At 63.6% G+C, this 18,837-nt stretch carries 19 protein-coding genes; 9 read left to right on the top strand and 10 right to left on the bottom strand.

The features are described 5' to 3' along the window. Positions 1 to 131 precede the first annotated feature (131 nt). The 9 genes from BEK68_RS05605 to BEK68_RS05565 form a co-directional block, all read right to left on the bottom strand. Positions 132 to 2,309: a 3-hydroxybutyrate oligomer hydrolase family protein gene (locus BEK68_RS05605; protein ID WP_012435411.1), complete on the bottom strand. Its 2,178-nt coding sequence runs from the start codon at positions 2,307 to 2,309 to the stop codon at positions 132 to 134. Positions 2,310 to 2,455: 146 nt separating this feature from the next. Further along, positions 2,456 to 2,836 carry a fluoride efflux transporter CrcB gene (crcB, locus tag BEK68_RS05600; RefSeq protein WP_012435410.1) on the bottom strand — a complete coding sequence of 127 codons (381 nt, stop codon included), beginning with the start codon at positions 2,834 to 2,836 and terminating at the stop codon, positions 2,456 to 2,458. A 15-nt stretch (positions 2,837 to 2,851) separates the two neighbouring features. Next, entirely contained in the window at positions 2,852 to 3,373 is a 522-nt protein-coding gene (locus BEK68_RS05595) for a molybdenum cofactor biosynthesis protein MoaE (RefSeq protein ID WP_004626536.1), read from the bottom strand. Between the two features lie 16 nt (positions 3,374 to 3,389). Beyond that, positions 3,390 to 3,647 carry a molybdopterin converting factor subunit 1 gene (moaD, locus tag BEK68_RS05590; RefSeq protein WP_004626535.1) on the bottom strand — a complete coding sequence of 86 codons (258 nt, stop codon included), beginning with the start codon at positions 3,645 to 3,647 and terminating at the stop codon, positions 3,390 to 3,392. A gap of 12 nt (positions 3,648 to 3,659) precedes the next feature. Then, entirely contained in the window at positions 3,660 to 4,919 is a 1,260-nt protein-coding gene (locus tag BEK68_RS05585) for a molybdopterin molybdotransferase MoeA (protein WP_012435409.1), read from the bottom strand. Between the two features lie 81 nt (positions 4,920 to 5,000). Beyond that, a complete protein-coding gene (locus BEK68_RS05580) occupies positions 5,001 to 5,618 on the bottom strand; it encodes a uracil-DNA glycosylase family protein (RefSeq protein ID WP_012435408.1) in 618 nt (205 codons plus the stop codon). A 4-nt stretch (positions 5,619 to 5,622) separates the two neighbouring features. After that, entirely contained in the window at positions 5,623 to 7,068 is a 1,446-nt protein-coding gene (thrC, locus tag BEK68_RS05575; protein ID WP_004626529.1) for a threonine synthase, read from the bottom strand. Between the two features lie 15 nt (positions 7,069 to 7,083). Continuing rightward, positions 7,084 to 8,403, bottom strand: a complete 1,320-nt coding sequence (locus BEK68_RS05570) for a homoserine dehydrogenase (RefSeq protein ID WP_004626528.1) — start codon at positions 8,401 to 8,403, stop codon at positions 7,084 to 7,086. Between the two features lie 98 nt (positions 8,404 to 8,501). Continuing rightward, entirely contained in the window at positions 8,502 to 9,743 is a 1,242-nt protein-coding gene (locus BEK68_RS05565) for a pyridoxal phosphate-dependent aminotransferase (RefSeq protein WP_012435407.1), read from the bottom strand. Between the two features lie 298 nt (positions 9,744 to 10,041). On the opposite strand from BEK68_RS05565, the gene BEK68_RS05560 reads away from it, so the two are divergent. From BEK68_RS05560 to BEK68_RS05520, 9 genes are all read left to right on the top strand, one after another. Further along, positions 10,042 to 10,422, top strand: a complete 381-nt coding sequence (locus BEK68_RS05560; protein WP_004626524.1) for an Mth938-like domain-containing protein — start codon at positions 10,042 to 10,044, stop codon at positions 10,420 to 10,422. Positions 10,423 to 10,426: 4 nt separating this feature from the next. Beyond that, on the top strand, positions 10,427 to 12,097 hold the full coding sequence (locus BEK68_RS05555; protein ID WP_012435406.1) for a glycosyltransferase family 39 protein: 1,671 nt from the start codon (positions 10,427 to 10,429) through the stop codon (positions 12,095 to 12,097). Positions 12,098 to 12,223: 126 nt separating this feature from the next. Continuing rightward, on the top strand, positions 12,224 to 12,595 hold the full coding sequence (locus BEK68_RS05550) for an SMR family transporter (protein WP_012435405.1): 372 nt from the start codon (positions 12,224 to 12,226) through the stop codon (positions 12,593 to 12,595). A gap of 40 nt (positions 12,596 to 12,635) precedes the next feature. After that, entirely contained in the window at positions 12,636 to 13,796 is a 1,161-nt protein-coding gene (locus BEK68_RS05545) for a DegT/DnrJ/EryC1/StrS family aminotransferase (RefSeq protein ID WP_012435404.1), read from the top strand. A gap of 7 nt (positions 13,797 to 13,803) precedes the next feature. Beyond that, positions 13,804 to 14,799, top strand: coding sequence for a glycosyltransferase (locus BEK68_RS05540; RefSeq protein ID WP_004626514.1), 996 nt, complete (start codon positions 13,804 to 13,806; stop codon positions 14,797 to 14,799). An 8-nt stretch (positions 14,800 to 14,807) separates the two neighbouring features. Further along, complete coding sequence (locus BEK68_RS05535) at positions 14,808 to 15,737, top strand: formyltransferase (RefSeq protein WP_024541672.1); 930 nt, start codon at positions 14,808 to 14,810, stop codon at positions 15,735 to 15,737. A 16-nt stretch (positions 15,738 to 15,753) separates the two neighbouring features. Then, positions 15,754 to 16,812 (top strand): bifunctional UDP-4-keto-pentose/UDP-xylose synthase, encoded by a 1,059-nt coding sequence (locus tag BEK68_RS05530; protein ID WP_012435402.1) that lies wholly within the window; start codon positions 15,754 to 15,756, stop codon positions 16,810 to 16,812. A gap of 35 nt (positions 16,813 to 16,847) precedes the next feature. Then, positions 16,848 to 17,741, top strand: a complete 894-nt coding sequence (locus BEK68_RS05525; protein ID WP_012435401.1) for a 4-deoxy-4-formamido-L-arabinose-phosphoundecaprenol deformylase — start codon at positions 16,848 to 16,850, stop codon at positions 17,739 to 17,741. 95 nt (positions 17,742 to 17,836) lie between these two features. Continuing rightward, complete coding sequence (locus tag BEK68_RS05520) at positions 17,837 to 18,301, top strand: peroxiredoxin (RefSeq protein ID WP_012435400.1); 465 nt, start codon at positions 17,837 to 17,839, stop codon at positions 18,299 to 18,301. A 319-nt stretch (positions 18,302 to 18,620) separates the two neighbouring features. Here the strand turns inward: BEK68_RS05520 and BEK68_RS25915 are convergent. Then, positions 18,621 to 18,837: hypothetical protein (locus BEK68_RS25915; protein WP_212634770.1), on the bottom strand; the 217-nt coding region annotated here is incomplete at its 5' end.

Here is an 18,837-nt window from a genome sequence, read left to right as displayed (position 1 = left end):
ATAGGGAGCTTCGGTGGCATTTCAAGCATGGAAACGCGAGTTTTGACGCAGATTTGCGCCAGAACAAACGGCGGCGCGCCTGCAGGCCACGCCGCCGTCCCAAGTGCGTCAATACCGTCCTGGCTATCGCATCAGTTGGGCACCGATACCGTCGCAACGCCGCCCGACACAGTCACCGAGATGCGGTCGCCCGCGGCCGGTGTGCTCGTGAAGTTCGGCACGTTGGCCGCGTTGATGGCCGGTGCAGCACCGGGCGTACCACCGCGCGGAGTGGTGCGCACCACCTGTGAAGGCGGCAGCGGCGTGCCGTTCTTCAGGTTGGCGTACATGGCGTCCAGCGCGCGCTGCTCATACAGCACCAGCGGCACGAAGAGCGTGTCGTAACCAGGCACGAGGTCGATGAAGCCATCGAAATGCTGCGCGTTCATCACCTCGATATACGACAGCTTGCTCGAGCCGCCCTCCACCCTGGCGTTCAGCCCCAGGTAAGGCCGCGAACCATGGTTGACCGGCAGCAGCGCGTCGTTGCGGCCCTGCACGATCAACGCCGGCTTGCCCTGCAGGTTGCCGGTGCGCAACGTCTGGCTGATGCCGGCCTGCAGCGACTGTGAAGCGGCATCGGCGCCCGTCAACAGGTTGCGCAGGCAAAGCGCGCCATCGAGGTTGGCGGCCTGCGTGCCGGTGGAGTCGACCGATTGGTTGCTGCGCGTCGGGCCGCCCTGGGCGTTGTTGTTGACGAGTTGCACGCCGGAGGTGGGCGGAATGCCGTTGCCAACCGCCGCCATCTGCGCAAGCGCCGTGGCGTTCACCGCCGTCGGATGGAACGACGCGTCGGTTGCCGCGAAACTCAGCCCGCACAGGTTGTCGGTCACGCTGGCGCGAGAAAGCGCGTTGCCAAATGTGGTCGACACCGATGGGTCGATCTCGTAGAACGACATTGACGCATGCACCAGGTCCGACTCCGGTTCCCAGCCGTAGGTGCGCATCTTCTGCAGCGCTTCGTCGGCCTGGGCAGCCGCCGTGGTGGACGTCAGCAGCCCAGCCGCCTTGAGCGCGGCGCAGCGATTGGCCTGCACGCCTGCCGGGAACGTCGTGAGGCTCGTAAAGAACGCCTGCGCGGGTGCGGTGGCAACGCTCGCAGACGACGCCGCGCACAGCCGGAATACATTGGCATAGCTCACGTAGTCGAACAGCGGTTTGCCAGTCGTCGGCAGCGTGGTGCCGCCGCGCACGACCTGCACACCGGTGTTGGGCGGCAGGTTCAGGCCGGGCTCGCCGACGGCCACCCCGTCGATCCACCCGCCGGTGTCCTGCTCTGCCGCCGCGATGGCCGCCCCGCCGCCGTTGGAGATGCTCGACGCGATGACGATGGTGTTGTCCGGACGGACCGGCAGTGCGCTGCCGACCAGCGCACCGCTCGTCCCAGCGATCTTGTCGTTGATCGCCCAGAACGCGAACTGCACGGCCTGCAGCGTGAACAAGCCCCAATCCTTCTCTGGGTTGCGCTGCGAATGCGCATGCTTGAACGCCAGCCGGTTCGGCGTGGCCGAATTGAAGGCAGCCAACTGGCTGCTGGTGAGCGGCGCAGCAAAGTGCGCGTTCGACCCGGCTGCGCTGCGCGTGGTGCGCGTGCCGTCCTGCAGGGCGACGGTGTCCGTAGCCAGGTCGTGCGGCCCGGCGCCGGTGCCCTTGTCGGTATAAGCAACGGCGCACTTGCGCTTGAGGCCCCACTCGCCGGTGGAAATCGCGCCATAGATGCCGCGCGAGCCCGACGAGGTGGCGGTGATGATGCAGGGGTTGTTGACGTCGAAGCTGTCCGGAATCTGCACGAGCAGCACGACGTTCTGCTGCCCTGTGCCGTCGTCGGAGTACGTCACGTATTCGGTGCCGGGGATCATGCCGGAGCCCTGCGTGACGTTGCCGCTGGCATCGACGTTCGGGCCATAGAGCGTGCCGTAGCCGCCCTTGGCCGCCGTGTCGACCAGCGCACGGTAGTTGGCGTAGATCGCCAGGCGGCGCAGCTCGGCTGCCGTGGGCGCCGTGGGGTTGGCGATGGCGGGCGCAGTGGCCGAAGCCAGGCCGCTTGCGCCCAGGCCGGCGGTCAGCAGGTCGTCTGATATGCCGTCGTACCGGTTGATGGTCACCTTGCCGGCAAAGGCGGGCTTGGTATTGCCCGGCACGTTGTTGCCGTCATTGCTGCCGCCGCAGGCGCTCAACACGCCGCAGCCGGCCAGCAGCACGGCTCCGACAGCGATGAGGTTGCTTGGCGAGACGTGCCTTCGCAGGCGCGCCGTTCGGGTTGGTTTCATTGCGTCTCCTTCTCGTTATGGATGGAACAACACAAAGCAACCCACGGCGGCCCTCGATACTGCACGTCCCTACGCCACCGCAGGCACTACCAGTATGTGAATCAAACTTCTCATTTACAACTCAACTCGCGCGATCGGCCTTGCCATCAACTGAACGTGCGCACCGTCCAGAAACCCAGCATGGTGAGAAACAGCGAGCCGCCCAGATGCGCCACGATGTGCAGCACGCCGATCACGTGGTCGCCGGCCAGGATGTTGGCGACAACCTCGCCGGAAAACGTCGAGAACGTGGTGAGCCCGCCCAGAAAACCGGTGATGACCAGCAAACGCCATTCCGGTGGCAGCCCCGCATGCGTATCGAAAAAACCCACCGCAACGCCGATCAGGTAGCCCCCCACCAGATTGGCTGCCAGCGTGCCATACGGCAAGGCCGGATTGACGGCGTTCAACAAGATGGCGAGCGCCCAGCGCAACCAGGCTCCCAGCGCAGCACCCACCCCAACTGCCAGAAAGCCCATTCCGCTCATGCGGTCGCGTCCTTGTTATTCGTAGTCGTTGGGTTGCGCCGATGCGCCGGGCTGATTGGCCGTGCTCGCCGCGCCGTTGGAGGTGGCAATGCCCCAGCGGGCGAGCGCCTTGTCGTCGGTGACACGCGCATCAACCCAGCGCGCGCCTTCGGGCGTCTGTTCCTTCTTCCAGAACGGCGCCTCGCTCTTGAGGTAATCCATGATGAATTCGCACGCGGCAAAGGATTCCCCGCGGTGCTTGGACGCGACCGCCACCAGCACGATCTGGTCTTGCGGCTTGAGCTTGCCAACGCGGTGGATGACAAGCGCGTCGATCAGCTCCCAGCGCTGCATGGCCGCGCTCACAATATCGGCGAGCGCCTTTTCGGTCATGCCGGGATAGTGCTCCAGCTCCATCTCCGACACACCTGTGCCGTCGTTGATATCTCGCACCGTGCCGATGAAGCTGGCCACCGCGCCAATGTTCGGGCGGCCGGCACGGAGCGCTGCAATCTCGGCGCCGAGGTCGAAGTCGGCTTCCTGTACGCGGACGGACATGGTCGGTCTCCTGCGCTCAGCCGCCGGTCACGGGCGGGAAGAAGGCGACTTCGCAGCCGTCGTGCACGGCGGTATCGGCCGGTACGATCTGGTGGTCCACCGCCATGCGCAGCGCACGGCCTTCGGCCAGCGTTTCGCCCCAGACCGGACCCCGCTGCGCGAGCCAGCGGCGCACATCGCCCACGGTGCGCACCGCTTCCGGCACAACCACCCGCTCCTGCGAGGTTCCCAGCTGTTCACGCACGCTGGCAAAGAAACGAAGCTCGATCTGCATGGCCATCGCTCCTTACACCAGGCCTGCAAACGGCAGGAAGCTGACAACATCGCCCTGCGCGATCGGCTGGTTGGGCGGGTTGTCGATCAGGCCATCACCCCACACGGTGGAGGTCAGCACGCCCGAGCTTTGATTCGGGAACAGGTCCAGCCCACCGTTGGCGTTGATGCGCGCACGCAGGAACTCGTTGCGGCGATCGCCCTTGGGCAGCGCAAAGTCGGCGCGCATCGGGATGCGTTTCGTGGCCACATCGGCCACGCCCTGCAGGCGCAGGATGAACGGCCGCACGAACAGCAGGAAGGTGACGAAGCTCGACACCGGGTTGCCCGGCAGCCCAATGAAAAATGCGGTGGGGCCGCCCACCATGCCTTCGGGGCGGCGAACCTCGCCAAAGGCCAGCGGCTTGCCCGGCTTGATGGCGATCTGCCATAGGTTCAGGCGCCCTTCAGCTTCCACGGCGGGCTTGATGTGGTCTTCTTCGCCCACCGACACGCCCCCGGAGGTGATGATGAGGTCGTGCTCCTCGGCCGCTTCGCGCAGCGTGTCGCGCGTGGCCTGCAGCGTGTCGGGCACGATGCCGAAATCGGTGATGTCGCAGCCGAGGTTTTCCAGCAGCGCGCGCAGCGTAAAGCGATTGGAGTTGTAGATGGCGCCGGGCTTGAGCGGCTCGCCGGGCATGGCAAGCTCGTCGCCGGTGAAGAACACGGCCACGCGCGGACGACGCACCACGTGCAGGTTGGCGCAGCCGACCGAAGCCGCCAGGCCGAGTTGCTGCGGGCCAAGGCGCGTGCCGCGCGGCAGGATCTCGGCGCCGTCGGCGATGTCCTCGCCGGCGCGGCGGATCCATTCGCCGGATTCGGGTACGTGGTCAATGGTGACGGTGCCCGTGTCCGGGTCAGCCTTGCATTGCTCCTGCATGACCACCGCGTCGGCGCCTGGCGGGATCAGCGCGCCGGTAAAGATACGCGCCGCCTCGCCCGGATTCAGCCGTTGGCCGACGTGGCCCGCGGGAATGCGCTGCGCCACCTTCAGGCGGGCACCCGGCGCGGTGATGTCGGCGGCGCGCACGGCGTAACCGTCCATCTGCGTGTTGTCGGCGGGCGGCACGTTCAAGCTGCTGCGCACGGCCTGCGCGAGCACGCGCCCGTTGGCGTGCAACGTCGACACGGTTTCGGTCTCGTGCAAAGCGCGCACTGCGGCAAGCAGTTGCGACAGCGCCGCATCGAGCGTCAACAAGGACGGTTTGACGGCGGGAGCATCGTTGGCGGACATGCGGGAATGGGAAAGCGAAATCGAAAAGGAGATTTCGATTGTATCGGTTCCAGGCCAATGCCATGCATCAGCCCAGGCGTATCAAGCGAATGCGTCGGCCAGCGCGGCCCGCAGCGTCGGCACGATGTGCGCGTCAAACCACGGGTTGTGTTTGAACCAGGCCAGATTGCGCGGGCTCGGATGCGGCAGCGGGAGGAGCACACGGCCGTCGGCGTCCTGCACGGGGCCGTTGCGCACCACGTCGGTCAGCGACCAGTCGCGCGGCACGTCGAGGTAGTTGCGCTGGGCATACGTGCCCACCAGCAGCGCGAGTTTCACGTCGGGCATCGCCGTCAGCAGGGGCCGGTGCCATCTGGGTGCACATTCCGGGCGGGGCGGCAAGTCGCCATTCGCACCGGTGCCCGGGAAGCAAAAACCCATCGGCACCACGGCGATGCGCCGGTCGGCATAAAAATCGTCGTATGAGATCTGCAGCCACTGGCGCAGGCGGTCCCCAGAACGGTCGTTCCAGGGAATACCGGTTTCGTGGACGATGCGGCCGGGCGCCTGTCCGATGATCAGGACACGGGCGCGGCGGTCCGCCACGACCACCGGGCGAGGCTCGTGCGCCAATGCGCCCTTGCACTCGCGGCAGGCGCGGATGTCGTGCAGGCAGCGCGCGAACGCTGCTCCGGCCACGTCATCCGGCACTGCTTTCATCGCTTTAAAGACCGGTGTGCTGGGCGATATAGACCTTGATGCGGTCAGCGTCTGCCGGCATGACTTCGAAGCGCTGCGGCAGCGATTCGATATCGGCGTAGCCAGCCGGACGTTCCGGCTCGCGGTCCAGCGCTTCGCGAATGGTGTCGCCAAATTTGGCCGGCAGCGCCGTTTCCAGCACCACCATCGGCACGCCCGGCGTCAGGTTCTCGCGCGCCACTTTCACGCCATCGGCAGTGTGGGTGTCGATCATGGTGCCGTAGGTGGCAAACACATCGCGGATCGTATCGACGCGGTCTTCGTGCGAGCTGCGGCCCGAGACAAAGCCGAACTCGGCGATGCGGTCGAACTCCGGCTTGCCCGTCATCGAAAAGCCGCCCTTTTCGTCCACGTCGCGGAAGAGTTGCGCGAGGCGCGCCGGATCACGATCCAACAGGTCGAACACGAAGCGCTCGAAGTTCGACGCCTTGCTGATGTCCATGCTGGGGCTGGACGTGTGATACGTCTGGGCAGCCGAACGCACGCGGTACGTGCCGGTGCGGAAGAATTCGTCGAGCACGTCGTTCTCGTTGGTGGCCACAACCAGCTTGTCGATCGGCAAACCCATCATGCGTGCGATGTGGCCCGCGCAAACATTGCCGAAATTGCCCGACGGCACGCAGAACGACACCTTGTCGCCAATCTTGGGGGCAGCCAGCAGGTAGCCCTTGAAGTAGTAGACGACCTGGGCGACGACGCGCGCCCAGTTGATCGAGTTGACCGTGCCGATCTTCTGGCGTGCCTTGTATTCGAGATCGTTCGACACCGCCTTGACGATGTCCTGCGCGTCGTCGAACACGCCTTCGATGGCGATGTTGAAGATGTTCTTGTCTTGCAGGCTGAACATCTGCGCGGTCTGGAACGCGCTCATCTTGCGATGCGGGCTCAGCATGAATACACGCACGCCGCGCTTGCCGCGCATCGCGTATTCGGCTGCGCTGCCCGTGTCGCCGGAGGTGGCGCCGAGGATGTTCAGCTCGGCGTGTTCACGGTCGAGCGCGTATTCGAACAGGTTGCCCAGCAGCTGCATCGCCATGTCCTTGAAGGCCAGCGTCGGGCCGTTGGACAGGCACAGCAGCGACAGCGACGTGCCGCCCTCCTCGCCCAGCTTGTGCAGCGGCGTGATGTCGGCGGTATTGTCGCCGGCGCGCGCGTTGCTGTAGACCTCAGGCGTGTAGGTGCGGCGGGTCAGTGCGCGCAGGTCATCCTCGGGAATGTCGGTGGCGAACTTGCGCAGGATTTCGAACGCGAGGTCGGCGTACGGCAGGTCGCGCCAGCGGGTCAGTTCATCAACGCTGACTTGCGGGTATTGCTCAGGCAGGTACAGGCCACCGTCCGGCGCCAGGCCGCCCAGCAGGATGCGGGAGAAGCTTTGCGGCTCTGCGTGGCCGCGGGTCGATCGGTATTGCATGCTCATGTCCTGCGCTTAGTTCAGTTCTTCCATGCGGATGCGCGTGACCTTCGACAGCACGGTCGGCAACGCTTCGATGGCGGCGATGGCGGCGTTCACGCGTTTTTCCACCGTCACATGCGACAGCATGATGATGTCGGTCTGCGGCTCGCCTTCGCGCGATTCCTTCTGCAGCATCGCGTCGATGGAGATGCCGCCCTCGGCTAGGATGCGCGTGATGTCGGCCAGCACGCCGGTTTCATCCGCCACGCGCATGCGCAGGTAGTAACTCGAACGCACTTCGTCGATCGGCAGTACCGGCGTGTCGGACAGCGCGTCCGGCTGGAACGCCAGATGCGGCACGCGGTGCTCGGGGTCAGCCGTATGCAGGCGCGTCACGTCCACCAGATCGGCGACCACGGCCGAAGCGGTCGGCTCAGCACCGGCACCCTTGCCGTAGTACAGCGTCGGGCCCACGGCATCGCCGTTGACGACCACGGCATTCATCGCGCCTTCGACGTTGGCGATCAGGCGCTTGGTCGGCACCAGCGTCGGATGCACGCGCAGCTCGATGCCCGCCTCGACACGGCGCGTGATGCCCAGCAGCTTGATGCGGTAGCCCAGTTCTTCGGCGTAGCGGATGTCGACGGCTTCCAGCTTGGTGATGCCTTCCACATATGCGCGCTCGAACTGCACCGGCACGCCAAAGGCGATGGCGCTCATGAGCGTGAGCTTGTGCGCGGCGTCAAAACCTTCGATGTCGAACGTCGGATCGGCTTCAGCGTAGCCCAGGCGCTGGGCTTCCTTGAGCACCGTATCGAAATCCAGACCCTTGTCACGCATCTCGGACAGGATGAAATTCGTGGTGCCGTTGATGATGCCCGCGATCCACTCGATGCGGTTGGCCGTCAGACCTTCGCGCAGCGCCTTGATGATGGGGATGCCACCGGCCACGGCGGCTTCGAATGCCACCATCACGCCCTTGTCCTGCGCGGCCTTGAAGATTTCGTTGCCATGCACGGCCAGCAGCGCCTTGTTGGCGGTGACAACGTGCTTGCCGTTGGCGATGGCGCGCAGCACCAGCTCGCGCGTCAGGTCATAGCCGCCGATCAGCTCCACGACGATATCGATCTCGGGCGAATCCACAATCGCAAACGGGTCGTTCACCACCGGCACGGTCGCACCGGCCTCCTGCACGATGGCACGGGCCCGGTCGAGATTGCGCACGGCAATCATGGCGACTTCAATGCCGCGACCCGCGCGACGGCGGATTTCTTCCTGGTTCCGTTGCAGAACCTTGAGGGTACCGCCACCGACGGTACCGAGCCCGAGCAGGCCGATCTTGATGGGATTCATGAGACGTGTCGTAAAGAAACGAAAAAGCGAAAGGCAAAAAAACACAGGGCAGACACCTCGGTCTGCCCCGCAATTACTGATCTGGCGGAAGACCGATGTTATGCGGCCCGGATGCCAGTACCGTGACGCTGACGGTACCGCTCCAGGAAGCGCGAAATTCGGCCGATCGCTTCGCGAAGGTCGTCTTCGTGGGGCAGGAAGACGATGCGGAAGTGATCCGGCGAGTGCCAGTTGAAGCCTGTGCCCTGCACCAGCAGCACACGTTCTTCTTCCAGCAGTTGGCGGATGAAGGTCTGATCGTCTTCGATCGGGTACACCACCGGGTCCAGGCGCGGGAACATATACAGCGCAGCCTTGGGCTTCACGCAGGTCACGCCCGGAATCGCCGTGATCAGTTCGTGCGCAAGGTCGCGCTGACGGCGCATGCGGCCGCCCGGCGCCACCAGGTCCTTGATGCTCTGGTAGCCGCCCAGCGCGGTCTGGATCGCCCACTGGCCCGGCACGTTAGCGCACAGACGCATCGACGAGAGCATGTTCAGGCCTTCGATGTAATCCTTGGCCGGGCGCTTGTCGCCGGACACGACCATCCAGCCCGCGCGGTAACCGCACGAGCGGTAGCTCTTCGAGAGGCTGTTGAACGTCACCGTCAGCACGTCTTCCGACAGCGAACCGATCGCGGTGTGCTTGTTGTCGTCGAACAGAACCTTGTCGTACACCTCATCGGCGAAGATCACCAGGCCGTGCTCCCGCGCAATGGCGACGATGCCCAGCAGCAGCTCGTCTGAATACAATGCGCCGGTCGGGTTGTTCGGGTTGATGACGACGATGCCCTTGGTGTTGGGCGTGATCTTGGCGCGGATGTCGTCCAGGTCCGGCATCCAGCCGTTGGCTTCGTCGCACGTGTAGTGCACCGGCGTGCCGCCCGAGAGGCTGGTCACGGCGGTCCACAGCGGGTAGTCGGGAGCCGGCAGCAGCAGCTCGTCGCCGGCATCGAGCAGCGCGTTGGTGGCCAGCGAAATCAGCTCGGACGCGCCATTGCCCAGATAGATGTCGTCCAGCGTGACGTTCTTGATGCCCTGTTCCTGCGTGTAGTGCATCACCGCCTTGCGCGCCGCGAAGATGCCCTTGGAATCCGAATAGCCGGCCGAATTGGGCAGGTTACGGATTATGTCCAGCTGGATCTCTTCCGGGGCATCGAAACCGAATGGGGCAAGGTTGCCGATATTCAGCTTGATGATCTTGTGGCCGTCTTCTTCCATCTGCTTGGCCTTCTCGAGCACTGGGCCGCGAATGTCATAGCAGACGTTGTTGAGCTTGGCGGATTTCTGGATCGTTTTCACGGGCAAGGCGGCGATTGGCGACGTTGAACGGGCTTGAACTACGGGGCATTCTGTGGCGCAGCAAAGCGGCGACGGTAACGCCACACAGCGGCAGGCGCCGCTGCGCTTGTTCCTTGCCGGACATCGCTTATGGCGCGGCGGGCGAAGGAGAGAAAAAGATATAATTTAGCCCATTATGACAGACTTAGGCGCGCATTTTTGCAACGCAGCGAAAGCGGCCCGGAAGTCTGAAACCTAGCGCCTTTGTCCGCATGCTGCCTTGTGTGCCGCGGTCATCGCGCCCGATAGGATTCCCGCCTTGAAGCTCCATTCATCCGATTCGTCGACCATTCTCAATACCGTTACCGGCTATGGCGACGGCTATATCGAAATCAACAAGATGCGCTACGAGCACTCCGTGCTGGTAATGCCTGAAGGCGCCGTGGTGCCGTGGGATGTGTCGCGATTTGAAGACCTGACGTCCGAGCATTTCGCCCGCCTGCTCGAACTGGGCGCCGAAGTGGTGATCTTCGGAACTGGCAACAAGCTGCGCTTCCCGCACCCGCGGCTGACGGTGCCGCTCACCGAAAAGCGCATCGGCGTAGACGCCATGGACCTGCAGGCGGCCGGTCGCACGTACAACATCCTGATGCTGGAAGGCCGCAAGGTGGCCGCCGCCCTGCTGATCGAGCGTGCCTGACCGCATGCCGATCGACCGCACCGCTCAAGCGCCCTCCCTACCCTGGCGCAATGCCTCCCTGTGGCTGCTGGCTGCTGCGTTGCTCGCTGTCTGGCTCGGTACGCTGGGCTATCGGCACCTGATTCCCACCGACGAAGGCCGCTACGCCGAAATCGCGCGCGAGATGTTCGTCTCCGGCGACTGGGTAACCATCCGCTACAACGCCCTGAAGTATTTCGAAAAGCCGCCGCTGCAGATGTGGGGCACCGCACTCGCCTATACGCTGTTCGGCATCGGCGACTGGCAGGCGCGCCTGTTCACCGCGCTTTCCGGCATCGTCGGCATTGTGTTCACGATGCTGGCGGCGGCGCGCTGGTGGGGCAAGCGGACGGCGATCATCAGCGGGCTGGTGCTCGTGAGCGCGCCCCTGTGGAACGTCGGTTCGCACTTCAATTCGCTCGACATGGGCGTGGCCGGCTGCATGACGATGGCGCTGGGTGCGCTGCTGCTCGCCCAGCATCCGGATGCCACACGCGCTCAACAACGCGGCTGGATGTGGGCCTGCTGGGCGTCGATGGCGCTCGCGGTGCTGAGCAAGGGCCTGATCGGCGTGGTGCTGCCAGGCTTTGTGCTCGTGGTCTACACGCTGATCGCGCGCGACTGGGCCCTGTGGAAACGATTGCATCTTCTGACCGGACTGATCGTCTTCTTTGCCGTGGGCGCGCCGTGGTTTGTGTTGATCTCGATGCGCAACCCCGAATTCGCCTGGTTCTTCTTCGTGCACGAGCACTTCCAGCGCTTCACGTCGACCGTGCACAACCGCAACGCGCCGCTCTGGTATTTCGTTCCTCTGCTGGTCGCCGGTTTCCTGCCTTGGCTGGCACAATTGCCCGGCGCCGCGCGCCTAACCATGGCGCGCGCCGAAACCGCGAGTAACGGCTTCCGCCCGACGCTGGTGCTCGGCCTGTGGGCCGTCCTGATCTTCGCGTTTTTCAGCATTTCGGACTCGAAGCTGCCGGGTTACATCTTCCCGATCATTCCCGCGCTGGCGATTCTGGCGGCCTTGGTGCTCGAGCACACCAGCGAGCCCGCATGGCGCTGGCAACTCAAGGCCTTCCTGGCGCTGGCACTGGTTGGCCTTGCGGCCAGCGGTTACGTGGCAACCATGTCGTCGGAGATGTACCCGAACGCAGTGTTTTCTAGGTTTGCGATGTTCCTGGTTGTGGCGTTCGTGGCGGGAGCCGGGTTGACGTGGCTCGCGCTTCGCCTGGCGGACAGGCGCTTTGAAAGCGTGGCTGCATTTGCGTGCGCTTGGTTCCTTACCTTTACAGCGGCGATGCTCGGTCACGAGGCATTTGGGCGCTCCATGTCGGGTATCGATCTCGTGCCGGCCGTCAAGGCGTGGCTCAAGCCAGACGTTCCGTTCTATGCGGTGGAGCGTCTGGACCATACAATGCCGTTTTACCTCGGCAGGGCCATCATCATGGTGCAGGAACCCGACGAATTGGCCTTTGGCGTCGAACAGGAGCCGGCCAAATGGGTTCCGACCACCGAAGCGTTCGTGGCCCGCTGGAAAGCCGGCGGCCAAGCTGTCGCCATGATGGGACCGGGCACCTATGACCGGCTGACAGCCCAGAGCGTACCGATGATCGTGATCGCCCGCGATGCCCGCCGCGTGATTGTCCGGCGCAACTAGGTTTTACCGCCACGGATTCTCGAAAGGGGCGCGCAAGCGGAATTGTCGTAACATGCGCCCCGACGGCGGGATTGAGAACATCCGCACGGGGAAACCGCCGCAGTCTGCAAAACATCAAAAGAACACATGAATCTGGTCACTTTCGGGCTGATCCTGACAGGCGTCATGCTCAATGCCTGCGCTCAACTGCTACTCAAGGCGGGCGTCAACAATATCGGCCGCTTTGCGTTTTCGGCCGACAACATCCTGCCGATCGGCATCAAGCTTGCAACGCAGTGGCCCATCGTTGGCGGCCTGTCGTGCTACGTCATCTCGGTGGTGGTGTGGATTCTCGGGCTGTCGCGCGTGGATGTGACCATCGCGTATCCGATGCTCTCGCTGGGCTACGTAGTCAACGCCTTCCTGGCGTGGTATCTGTTTGGCGAAGTGCTGTCGGTGCAGCGCCTGATCGGCATCGCAATCATCCTCGTCGGCGTGCTTGTGCTGGCTCGCTCGTGAGCCGATCTGCGCGCGCCCAGTACCCAACCCTATTCAAGTCATGACGCAAACCACCGCCACTGCCGAGCTGCCGTTCCTGCCCTTTGTACGCCCGACCATTGACGAGGCGACCATCGCCGCCGTGGCCGATGTGCTGCGCTCGGGCTGGATCACCTCGGGCCCCAAGGTTGCCGCATTCGAAGCCGCGCTGTCGGAATACTTCGGCGGCCGCATCGTGCGCACATTCGCCAATGGCACGGCCACGATGGAAGTCGCGCTGCGCATCGCGGGCATCGGCCCCGGCGACGAGGTGATTACCACGCCGATCTCGTGGGTCGCCACGTCCAACGTGGTGCTGACGGTCGGTGCCAAGCCCGTCTTCGTCGACATCGACCCCGTGACGCGCAACATCGACTTGGACAAGGTCGAGGCCGCCATCACGCCGCGTACCAAGGCGATCATTCCGGTGTATCTGTCTGGGCTGCCCGTGGATATGGATCGTCTGTACGACATCGCGCGCCGCCATAAGCTGCGCGTGGTGGAAGACGCTGCACAGGCCATTGGTTCGCGCTGGGGCGACAAGCGCATCGGACAGATCGGCGACCTGGTCAGCTTCAGCTTCCAGGCCAACAAGAACATCACCACCATCGAAGGCGGTGCGCTGGTGCTCAACACGCACGAAGAAGCCGTGCTGGCCGAAAAATATCGCCTGCAAGGCGTCGTGCGCACCGGCTTTGACGGCATGGAAGTCGATCTGGTGGGCGGCAAGTTCAACCTGACGGACGTGAATGCCGCCATCGGCCTGGGCCAGTTCGCTCAGTTGGAAGCCGTCACTGCACGCCGCGCAGCGCTAGCCCGCCGCTACTTTGCCGGCATGCGCGCAGCCGACATCGAGTCGTTCGGCGTCGAGCTGCCGGTGGAGAACTTTACGAATACCAACTGGCACATGTTCCAGATCGTGCTGCCGCTGGATCGCCTGAAGGTCGATCGCGCCGGGTTCATGGCTGGCCTGAAGACGCTGGGCATCGGCGCGGGCGTGCACTATCCGCCGATCCACCTGTTCAAGCTCTATCGCGAACTCGGCTGGAAGCCGGGCATGTTCCCGGTGGCCGAACGCATTGGCCGTGCCATCGTTACGCTGCCGATGTTTGCCGGCATGGAAGATTCCGATGTGGATCGCGTGGTCAGCGCGGTCCGCCAACTTTGCGCCCAGTACCAATAATCCAATAATGAAGACACCCGCTCTCTCGGTCGTCATTCCTGTTTACAACGAAGAAGACGGGCTCGCCGCGCTGTTTGCGCGCTTGTATCCCGCACTCGATGCACTCGGCATTTCGTACGAAGTCGTGTTCGTCAACGACGGCAGCCGCGACCGCTCCGCCGCCATGCTGGCCGAACAGTTCCGCGCGCGCCCGGACAGCACGCGCGTCGTGCTGTTCAACGGCAACTATGGCCAGCACATGGCCATCCTGGCCGGCTTCGAACATGCGCGCGGCGAACGCGTCGTCACGCTCGATGCCGACCTGCAGAACCCGCCGGAGGAAATCGGCCGCCTGGTGGAAAAGCTCGACGAAGGCTACGACTACGTCGGTACCATCCGGCGCGTGCGCCAGGACAGCTGGTTCCGCCGCACCGCGTCGCGTGCGATGAACTCGCTTCGCGAGCGCATCACGCACATCAAGATGACCGACCAGGGCTGCATGCTGCGCGCCTACAACCGCACCATCGTCGACACCATCAACCGCTGCCGCGAAGTCAACACCTTCATCCCGGCGCTGGCCTACACCTTCAGCAAGAACCCCACCGAAATCGAAGTCGACCACGAAGAGCGCTTCGCGGGCGAGTCGAAGTACTCGCTGTACAAGCTCGTACGCTTGAATTTCGACCTGGTGACGGGCTTCTCGGTGGTACCGCTGCAATGGTTCTCGGCGATCGGGATGCTGCTGTCGTTCGCCTCGGCGGTCCTGTTCATCCTGCTGGTGGTACGGCGGTTCGTCCTGGGCGCTGAAGTCCAGGGCGTGTTCACGCTGTTCGCCATCACGTTCTTCCTGATGGGCGTACTGCTGTTTGGTATCGGCTTGCTGGGCGAATACATCGGCCGCATCTATCAACAGGTGCGTGAGCGCCCGCGCTATCTGGTGCAGGGCGTGCTGGAGGAAACCTCACATTTGCATGAAGCAGGCGCTGCCGATCTGAAGACGGGCTCGCAGCGAGGTGTTGCATGAGTTCCGACATCAAGCGGCGCGCCGTCGTTTTTGCGTATCACAACGTCGGGGTACGCTGCCTGCGCGTGCTGGCCGCCCGCGGCATCCAGGTCGAACTCGTTGTCACGCACGAAGACAATGCCACCGAGAACATCTGGTTCGGCAGCGTGCGCGCGACCGCACAAGAACTGGGTATCCCCTACATCACGCCAGACAATGCAAACGGTGAAGACCTGCACGCCCGGATCGCCGCCATTGCGCCGGACTTTATCTTTTCATTCTATTACCGGCACATGATCCCGATGCGCCTGTTGAGCCTTGCCAAATTCGGCGCGTTCAACATGCACGGTTCGCTGCTGCCCAAGTACCGTGGCCGCGTGCCCATCAACTGGGCGGTTCTGCACGGCGAGACCGAGACCGGCGCCACCCTGCACGAGATGGTCGAAAAGCCCGATGCCGGTTACATCGTCGACCAGACCATCGTGCCGATCCTGCCGGACGACACCTCGCACGAAGTGTTCGAGAAGGCCACGGTGGCGGCCGAGCAAACCCTGTGGCGTGCGCTTCCCGCGATGATTGCCGGGCACATTCCGCGGCACCCGAACGTGTTGGCCAACGGCAGCTATTTCGGCGGCCGCAAACCCGAAGACGGCCGGATCGACTGGTCCAAACCGGCCCAGCAGGTCTACAACCTGATCCGTGCCGTGGCGCCGCCCTACCCTGGCGCCTTTACGGACGCCAGCAGCGAGCGCTACGTTGTCGCTCGAGCCCGTCTGGCGCATCAAACCTTTACGAATTTGCCGCCGGGCCTGCACGTCGTGGATAATGCGATGTTCGGCGTGTGCGGCGATGGGGGAGCCATCGCCATTCACGAGCTCTGGCGCGTCGAGCCCCAAGCTGCCAGCGGAACGTCTGTCGTGACTGCGCAGCAGCTCGCCAGCCAGCTCGCCCTCTCCTGATCTTGAGTTTGCCTTCATGAAAAAAGTACTGATCCTCGGCGTCAACGGCTTCATCGGCCACCACCTGTCCAAGCGCATCCTGGAGACCACCGATTGGGAGGTCTATGGCATGGACATGCAGACCGAGCGTCTGGGCGACCTGGTCAACCACCCCCGCATGCATTTCTTCGAGGGTGACATCACCATCAACAAGGAGTGGGTCGAGTATCACGTGAAGAAGTGCGACGTGATCCTGCCGCTGGTGGCCATCGCCACGCCGTCGACCTACGTCAAAGACCCGCTGCGCGTGTTCGAACTGGACTTTGAAGCCAACCTGCCGATCGTTCGCTCGGCAGCCAAGTACGGCAAGCACCTGGTCTTCCCGTCGACCTCCGAGGTCTACGGGATGTGCAGCGATTCGGAATTCGATCCAGAAGCCTCGCCGCTGGTCTACGGCCCGATCAACAAGCCGCGCTGGATCTACGCATGCTCCAAGCAGTTGATGGACCGCGTGATCTGGGGTTACGGCATGGAAGGCCTGAACTTCACGCTGTTCCGTCCGTTCAACTGGATCGGCCCGGGCCTCGACTCGATCTACACCCCGAAGGAAGGTTCGTCGCGCGTGGTGACGCAATTCCTCGGTCACATCGTGCGCGGCGAGAACATCAAGCTCGTCGACGGCGGCAGCCAGAAACGCGCCTTCACGTATATCGATGACGGCATCGACGCACTGGTACGCATCATCGCCAACAAGGACGGCGTGGCCTCGGGCAAGATCTACAACATTGGCAACCCGTCAAACAACTACTCGGTGCGCGAGCTGGCCAACATGATGCTGGAACAAGCCGCCCAGATCGACGAGTACAAGGACACCGCCAAGCAGGTTCAACTGGTGGAAACGACCTCCGGCGCCTACTACGGCAACGGCTACCAGGACGTGCAGAACCGCGTGCCGAAGATCGCCAACACCATGGAAGACCTCGGCTGGAAGCCGACCACCGTGATGAAGGACGCGCTGGCGAACATCTTCGAAGCGTATCGCACGCACGTGGCTGAAGCCCGCAGCCTGGTCGAAGACGGCAACGGCAACAAGTAAAAGCCGCATCTCAGTCGCACCTTCCGCGCAGGTTCATGGCCCTCATCGTCCTCAAGATTGACGTCGACACCCTGCGCGGCACCCGCGAAGGCGTACCCAACCTCGCGCGCATGCTGCGCGAGCACGAAGCTGGCGCAACCTTCCTTTTCAGCCTCGGCCCGGATCACACCGGCTGGGCGCTGCGCCGGGCCTTCCGCCCCGGTTTCCTGAAAAAAGTCTCCCGCACGTCAGTCGTCGAGCATTACGGCTTTCGTACGCTGATGTACGGCGTGCTGCTGCCCGGACCAGACATCGGCCGCAAAGCCGCTGCCGAAATGCGCGCCATTGGCGAAGCAGGTTTCGAGACTGGCATCCACACGTGGGACCACGTTCTCTGGCAGGACAACGTGCGCCAGCGCGATGCCGGCTGGACCGCGCGCCAAATGACCGCGGCTCACGCGCGTTTCACCCAGGTATTCGGCAAGCCTCCCGTGACGCACGGCGCTGCGGGCTGGCAGATGAACGACCACGCCTTCCGCCAGATCGACAACTGGGGCATGGCCTACGCCTCCGACGGCCGGGGCACGCATCCGTACATCCCGAGCGTTGACGGCAAAGCGCTGAACCACGTGCAATTGCCGACCACGCTGCCTACGCTGGACGAACTGATTGGCGTGGAAGACATCACCCTCGACAACGTCGCCCGGCACATCCTGAAGATGACCGAGTCCGACCGCGACCAGGTATTTACCTTGCATGCAGAACTTGAAGGGCAGAAACTCGCCCCGATCTTCAGCGAGTTGCTGCGAGGCTGGCGCGCGCAAGGCCATCGGCTTGGGTCGATGGGCGATTACTACGCAACGCTCGATCGCAGTACCCTGCCCGTGCAGCCCGTCACGTGGGGCGAAGTTGCCGGCCGCAGCGGCAGCCTGATCGTTCAACCGGCCTGATCCTCACGATCTCCAGTCGGGCGGCAGGCGCAGCGCCTGAGCATTGCCCGTCCACGAGCTTTCCGTCTCTTCCCCGCGGTTTTCCGGAACACACCATGCCTGTCACGCTCGACCAGCCTCTTCCCGATTTCTCCGCACCGGCCACCAGTGGCATCACGTTCTCGCCGGCGTCACAGCGCGGCAAGATCGTCGTGCTGTATTTCTATCCGAAGGACAACACCCCCGGCTGCACCACCGAGGCGATGAACTTCCGTGACCAGTACGACGCCTTTGAAGCCGCCGGCGCCGTGGTGTTCGGCATCTCGCGCGACAGCCTGAAATCGCACGAAAACTTCAAGGCGAAACTGGAGATGCCGTTCGAGCTGATTTCCGACGCCGACGAAGCCGTCTGCAACATCTTTGACACGATCAAGATGAAGAAGATGTACGGCAAGGACGTGCGCGGCATCGAGCGCAGCACATTCCTGATCGACAACAAGGGCGTGCTGCGCAGGGAATGGCGTGGCGTGAAAGTGCCCAACCATGTGGATGATGTTCTGACGGCGGTACGCGCGCTGTAACAGCAAGGTAGCCACCCGTCGGAAAAGCGCCCGTACGGCTTCTGGCGTTTGCTTTTCCGTCGATTTCGCATCGTCCGTCGTGATCAGTTTGCGCCGCACCACACGTCACATGTGACAGATTGCAAATCACAAAAGCTTCCGATACAGTCGGAACCGATGAGTACGAAATCCGGATGCCATTCCGATAGCCCACGACGGTACCGGCGGCCAAGTTGGCCTGATACCGCTTCTGCGTTTTTCCCGGCAAGCAGGCTGGGCAGAACGTCCGAATCGTGCAGCTTGTCGTGGCGTTCATCCAGGCCGCCTCACCTCTCGCAGGTCATGGCGGCTTTTTTGTGGCCGTCGTCTGCGCGTCAAACGTCGCGACGCGCCCATCCGTTTTCCCGCGTTTTCCGCCAGCACCGCCTCGCCACGTGCGCGGGCGGTGTTTCGTCGTTGTTCCACCCAGAGAGGTAATCGAAGCATGCCGCTGCCGACCATGCCCACCCAGCCAGCCCAATTGCTTGACCCGGCTGAATTCAAGCCTTTCGGCAAAG

Origin of the sequence: Ralstonia pickettii (assembly GCF_001699815.1) — a bacterium.
Taxonomy (GTDB): Bacteria; Pseudomonadota; Gammaproteobacteria; order Burkholderiales; family Burkholderiaceae; genus Ralstonia; species Ralstonia thomasii.
Note: the sequence above shows the minus strand (reverse complement) of the source record. Positions and strands in the feature narration are given on the sequence as shown.

Coding starts and splice junctions, on each gene's coding strand:
- BEK68_RS05605 (WP_012435411.1), bottom strand. CDS start 2,309: ATGAAACCAACCCGAACGGCGCGCCTGCGAAGGCACGTCTCGCCAAGC.
- crcB (WP_012435410.1), bottom strand. CDS start 2,836: ATGAGCGGAATGGGCTTTCTGGCAGTTGGGGTGGGTGCTGCGCTGGGA.
- BEK68_RS05595 (WP_004626536.1), bottom strand. CDS start 3,373: ATGTCCGTCCGCGTACAGGAAGCCGACTTCGACCTCGGCGCCGAGATT.
- moaD (WP_004626535.1), bottom strand. CDS start 3,647: ATGCAGATCGAGCTTCGTTTCTTTGCCAGCGTGCGTGAACAGCTGGGA.
- BEK68_RS05585 (WP_012435409.1), bottom strand. CDS start 4,919: ATGTCCGCCAACGATGCTCCCGCCGTCAAACCGTCCTTGTTGACGCTC.
- BEK68_RS05580 (WP_012435408.1), bottom strand. CDS start 5,618: ATGAAAGCAGTGCCGGATGACGTGGCCGGAGCAGCGTTCGCGCGCTGC.
- thrC (WP_004626529.1), bottom strand. CDS start 7,068: ATGCAATACCGATCGACCCGCGGCCACGCAGAGCCGCAAAGCTTCTCC.
- BEK68_RS05570 (WP_004626528.1), bottom strand. CDS start 8,403: ATGAATCCCATCAAGATCGGCCTGCTCGGGCTCGGTACCGTCGGTGGC.
- BEK68_RS05555 (WP_012435406.1), top strand. CDS start 10,427: ATGCCGATCGACCGCACCGCTCAAGCGCCCTCCCTACCCTGGCGCAAT.
- BEK68_RS05550 (WP_012435405.1), top strand. CDS start 12,224: ATGAATCTGGTCACTTTCGGGCTGATCCTGACAGGCGTCATGCTCAAT.
- BEK68_RS05545 (WP_012435404.1), top strand. CDS start 12,636: ATGACGCAAACCACCGCCACTGCCGAGCTGCCGTTCCTGCCCTTTGTA.
- BEK68_RS05540 (WP_004626514.1), top strand. CDS start 13,804: ATGAAGACACCCGCTCTCTCGGTCGTCATTCCTGTTTACAACGAAGAA.
- BEK68_RS05530 (WP_012435402.1), top strand. CDS start 15,754: ATGAAAAAAGTACTGATCCTCGGCGTCAACGGCTTCATCGGCCACCAC.
- BEK68_RS05525 (WP_012435401.1), top strand. CDS start 16,848: ATGGCCCTCATCGTCCTCAAGATTGACGTCGACACCCTGCGCGGCACC.
- BEK68_RS05520 (WP_012435400.1), top strand. CDS start 17,837: ATGCCTGTCACGCTCGACCAGCCTCTTCCCGATTTCTCCGCACCGGCC.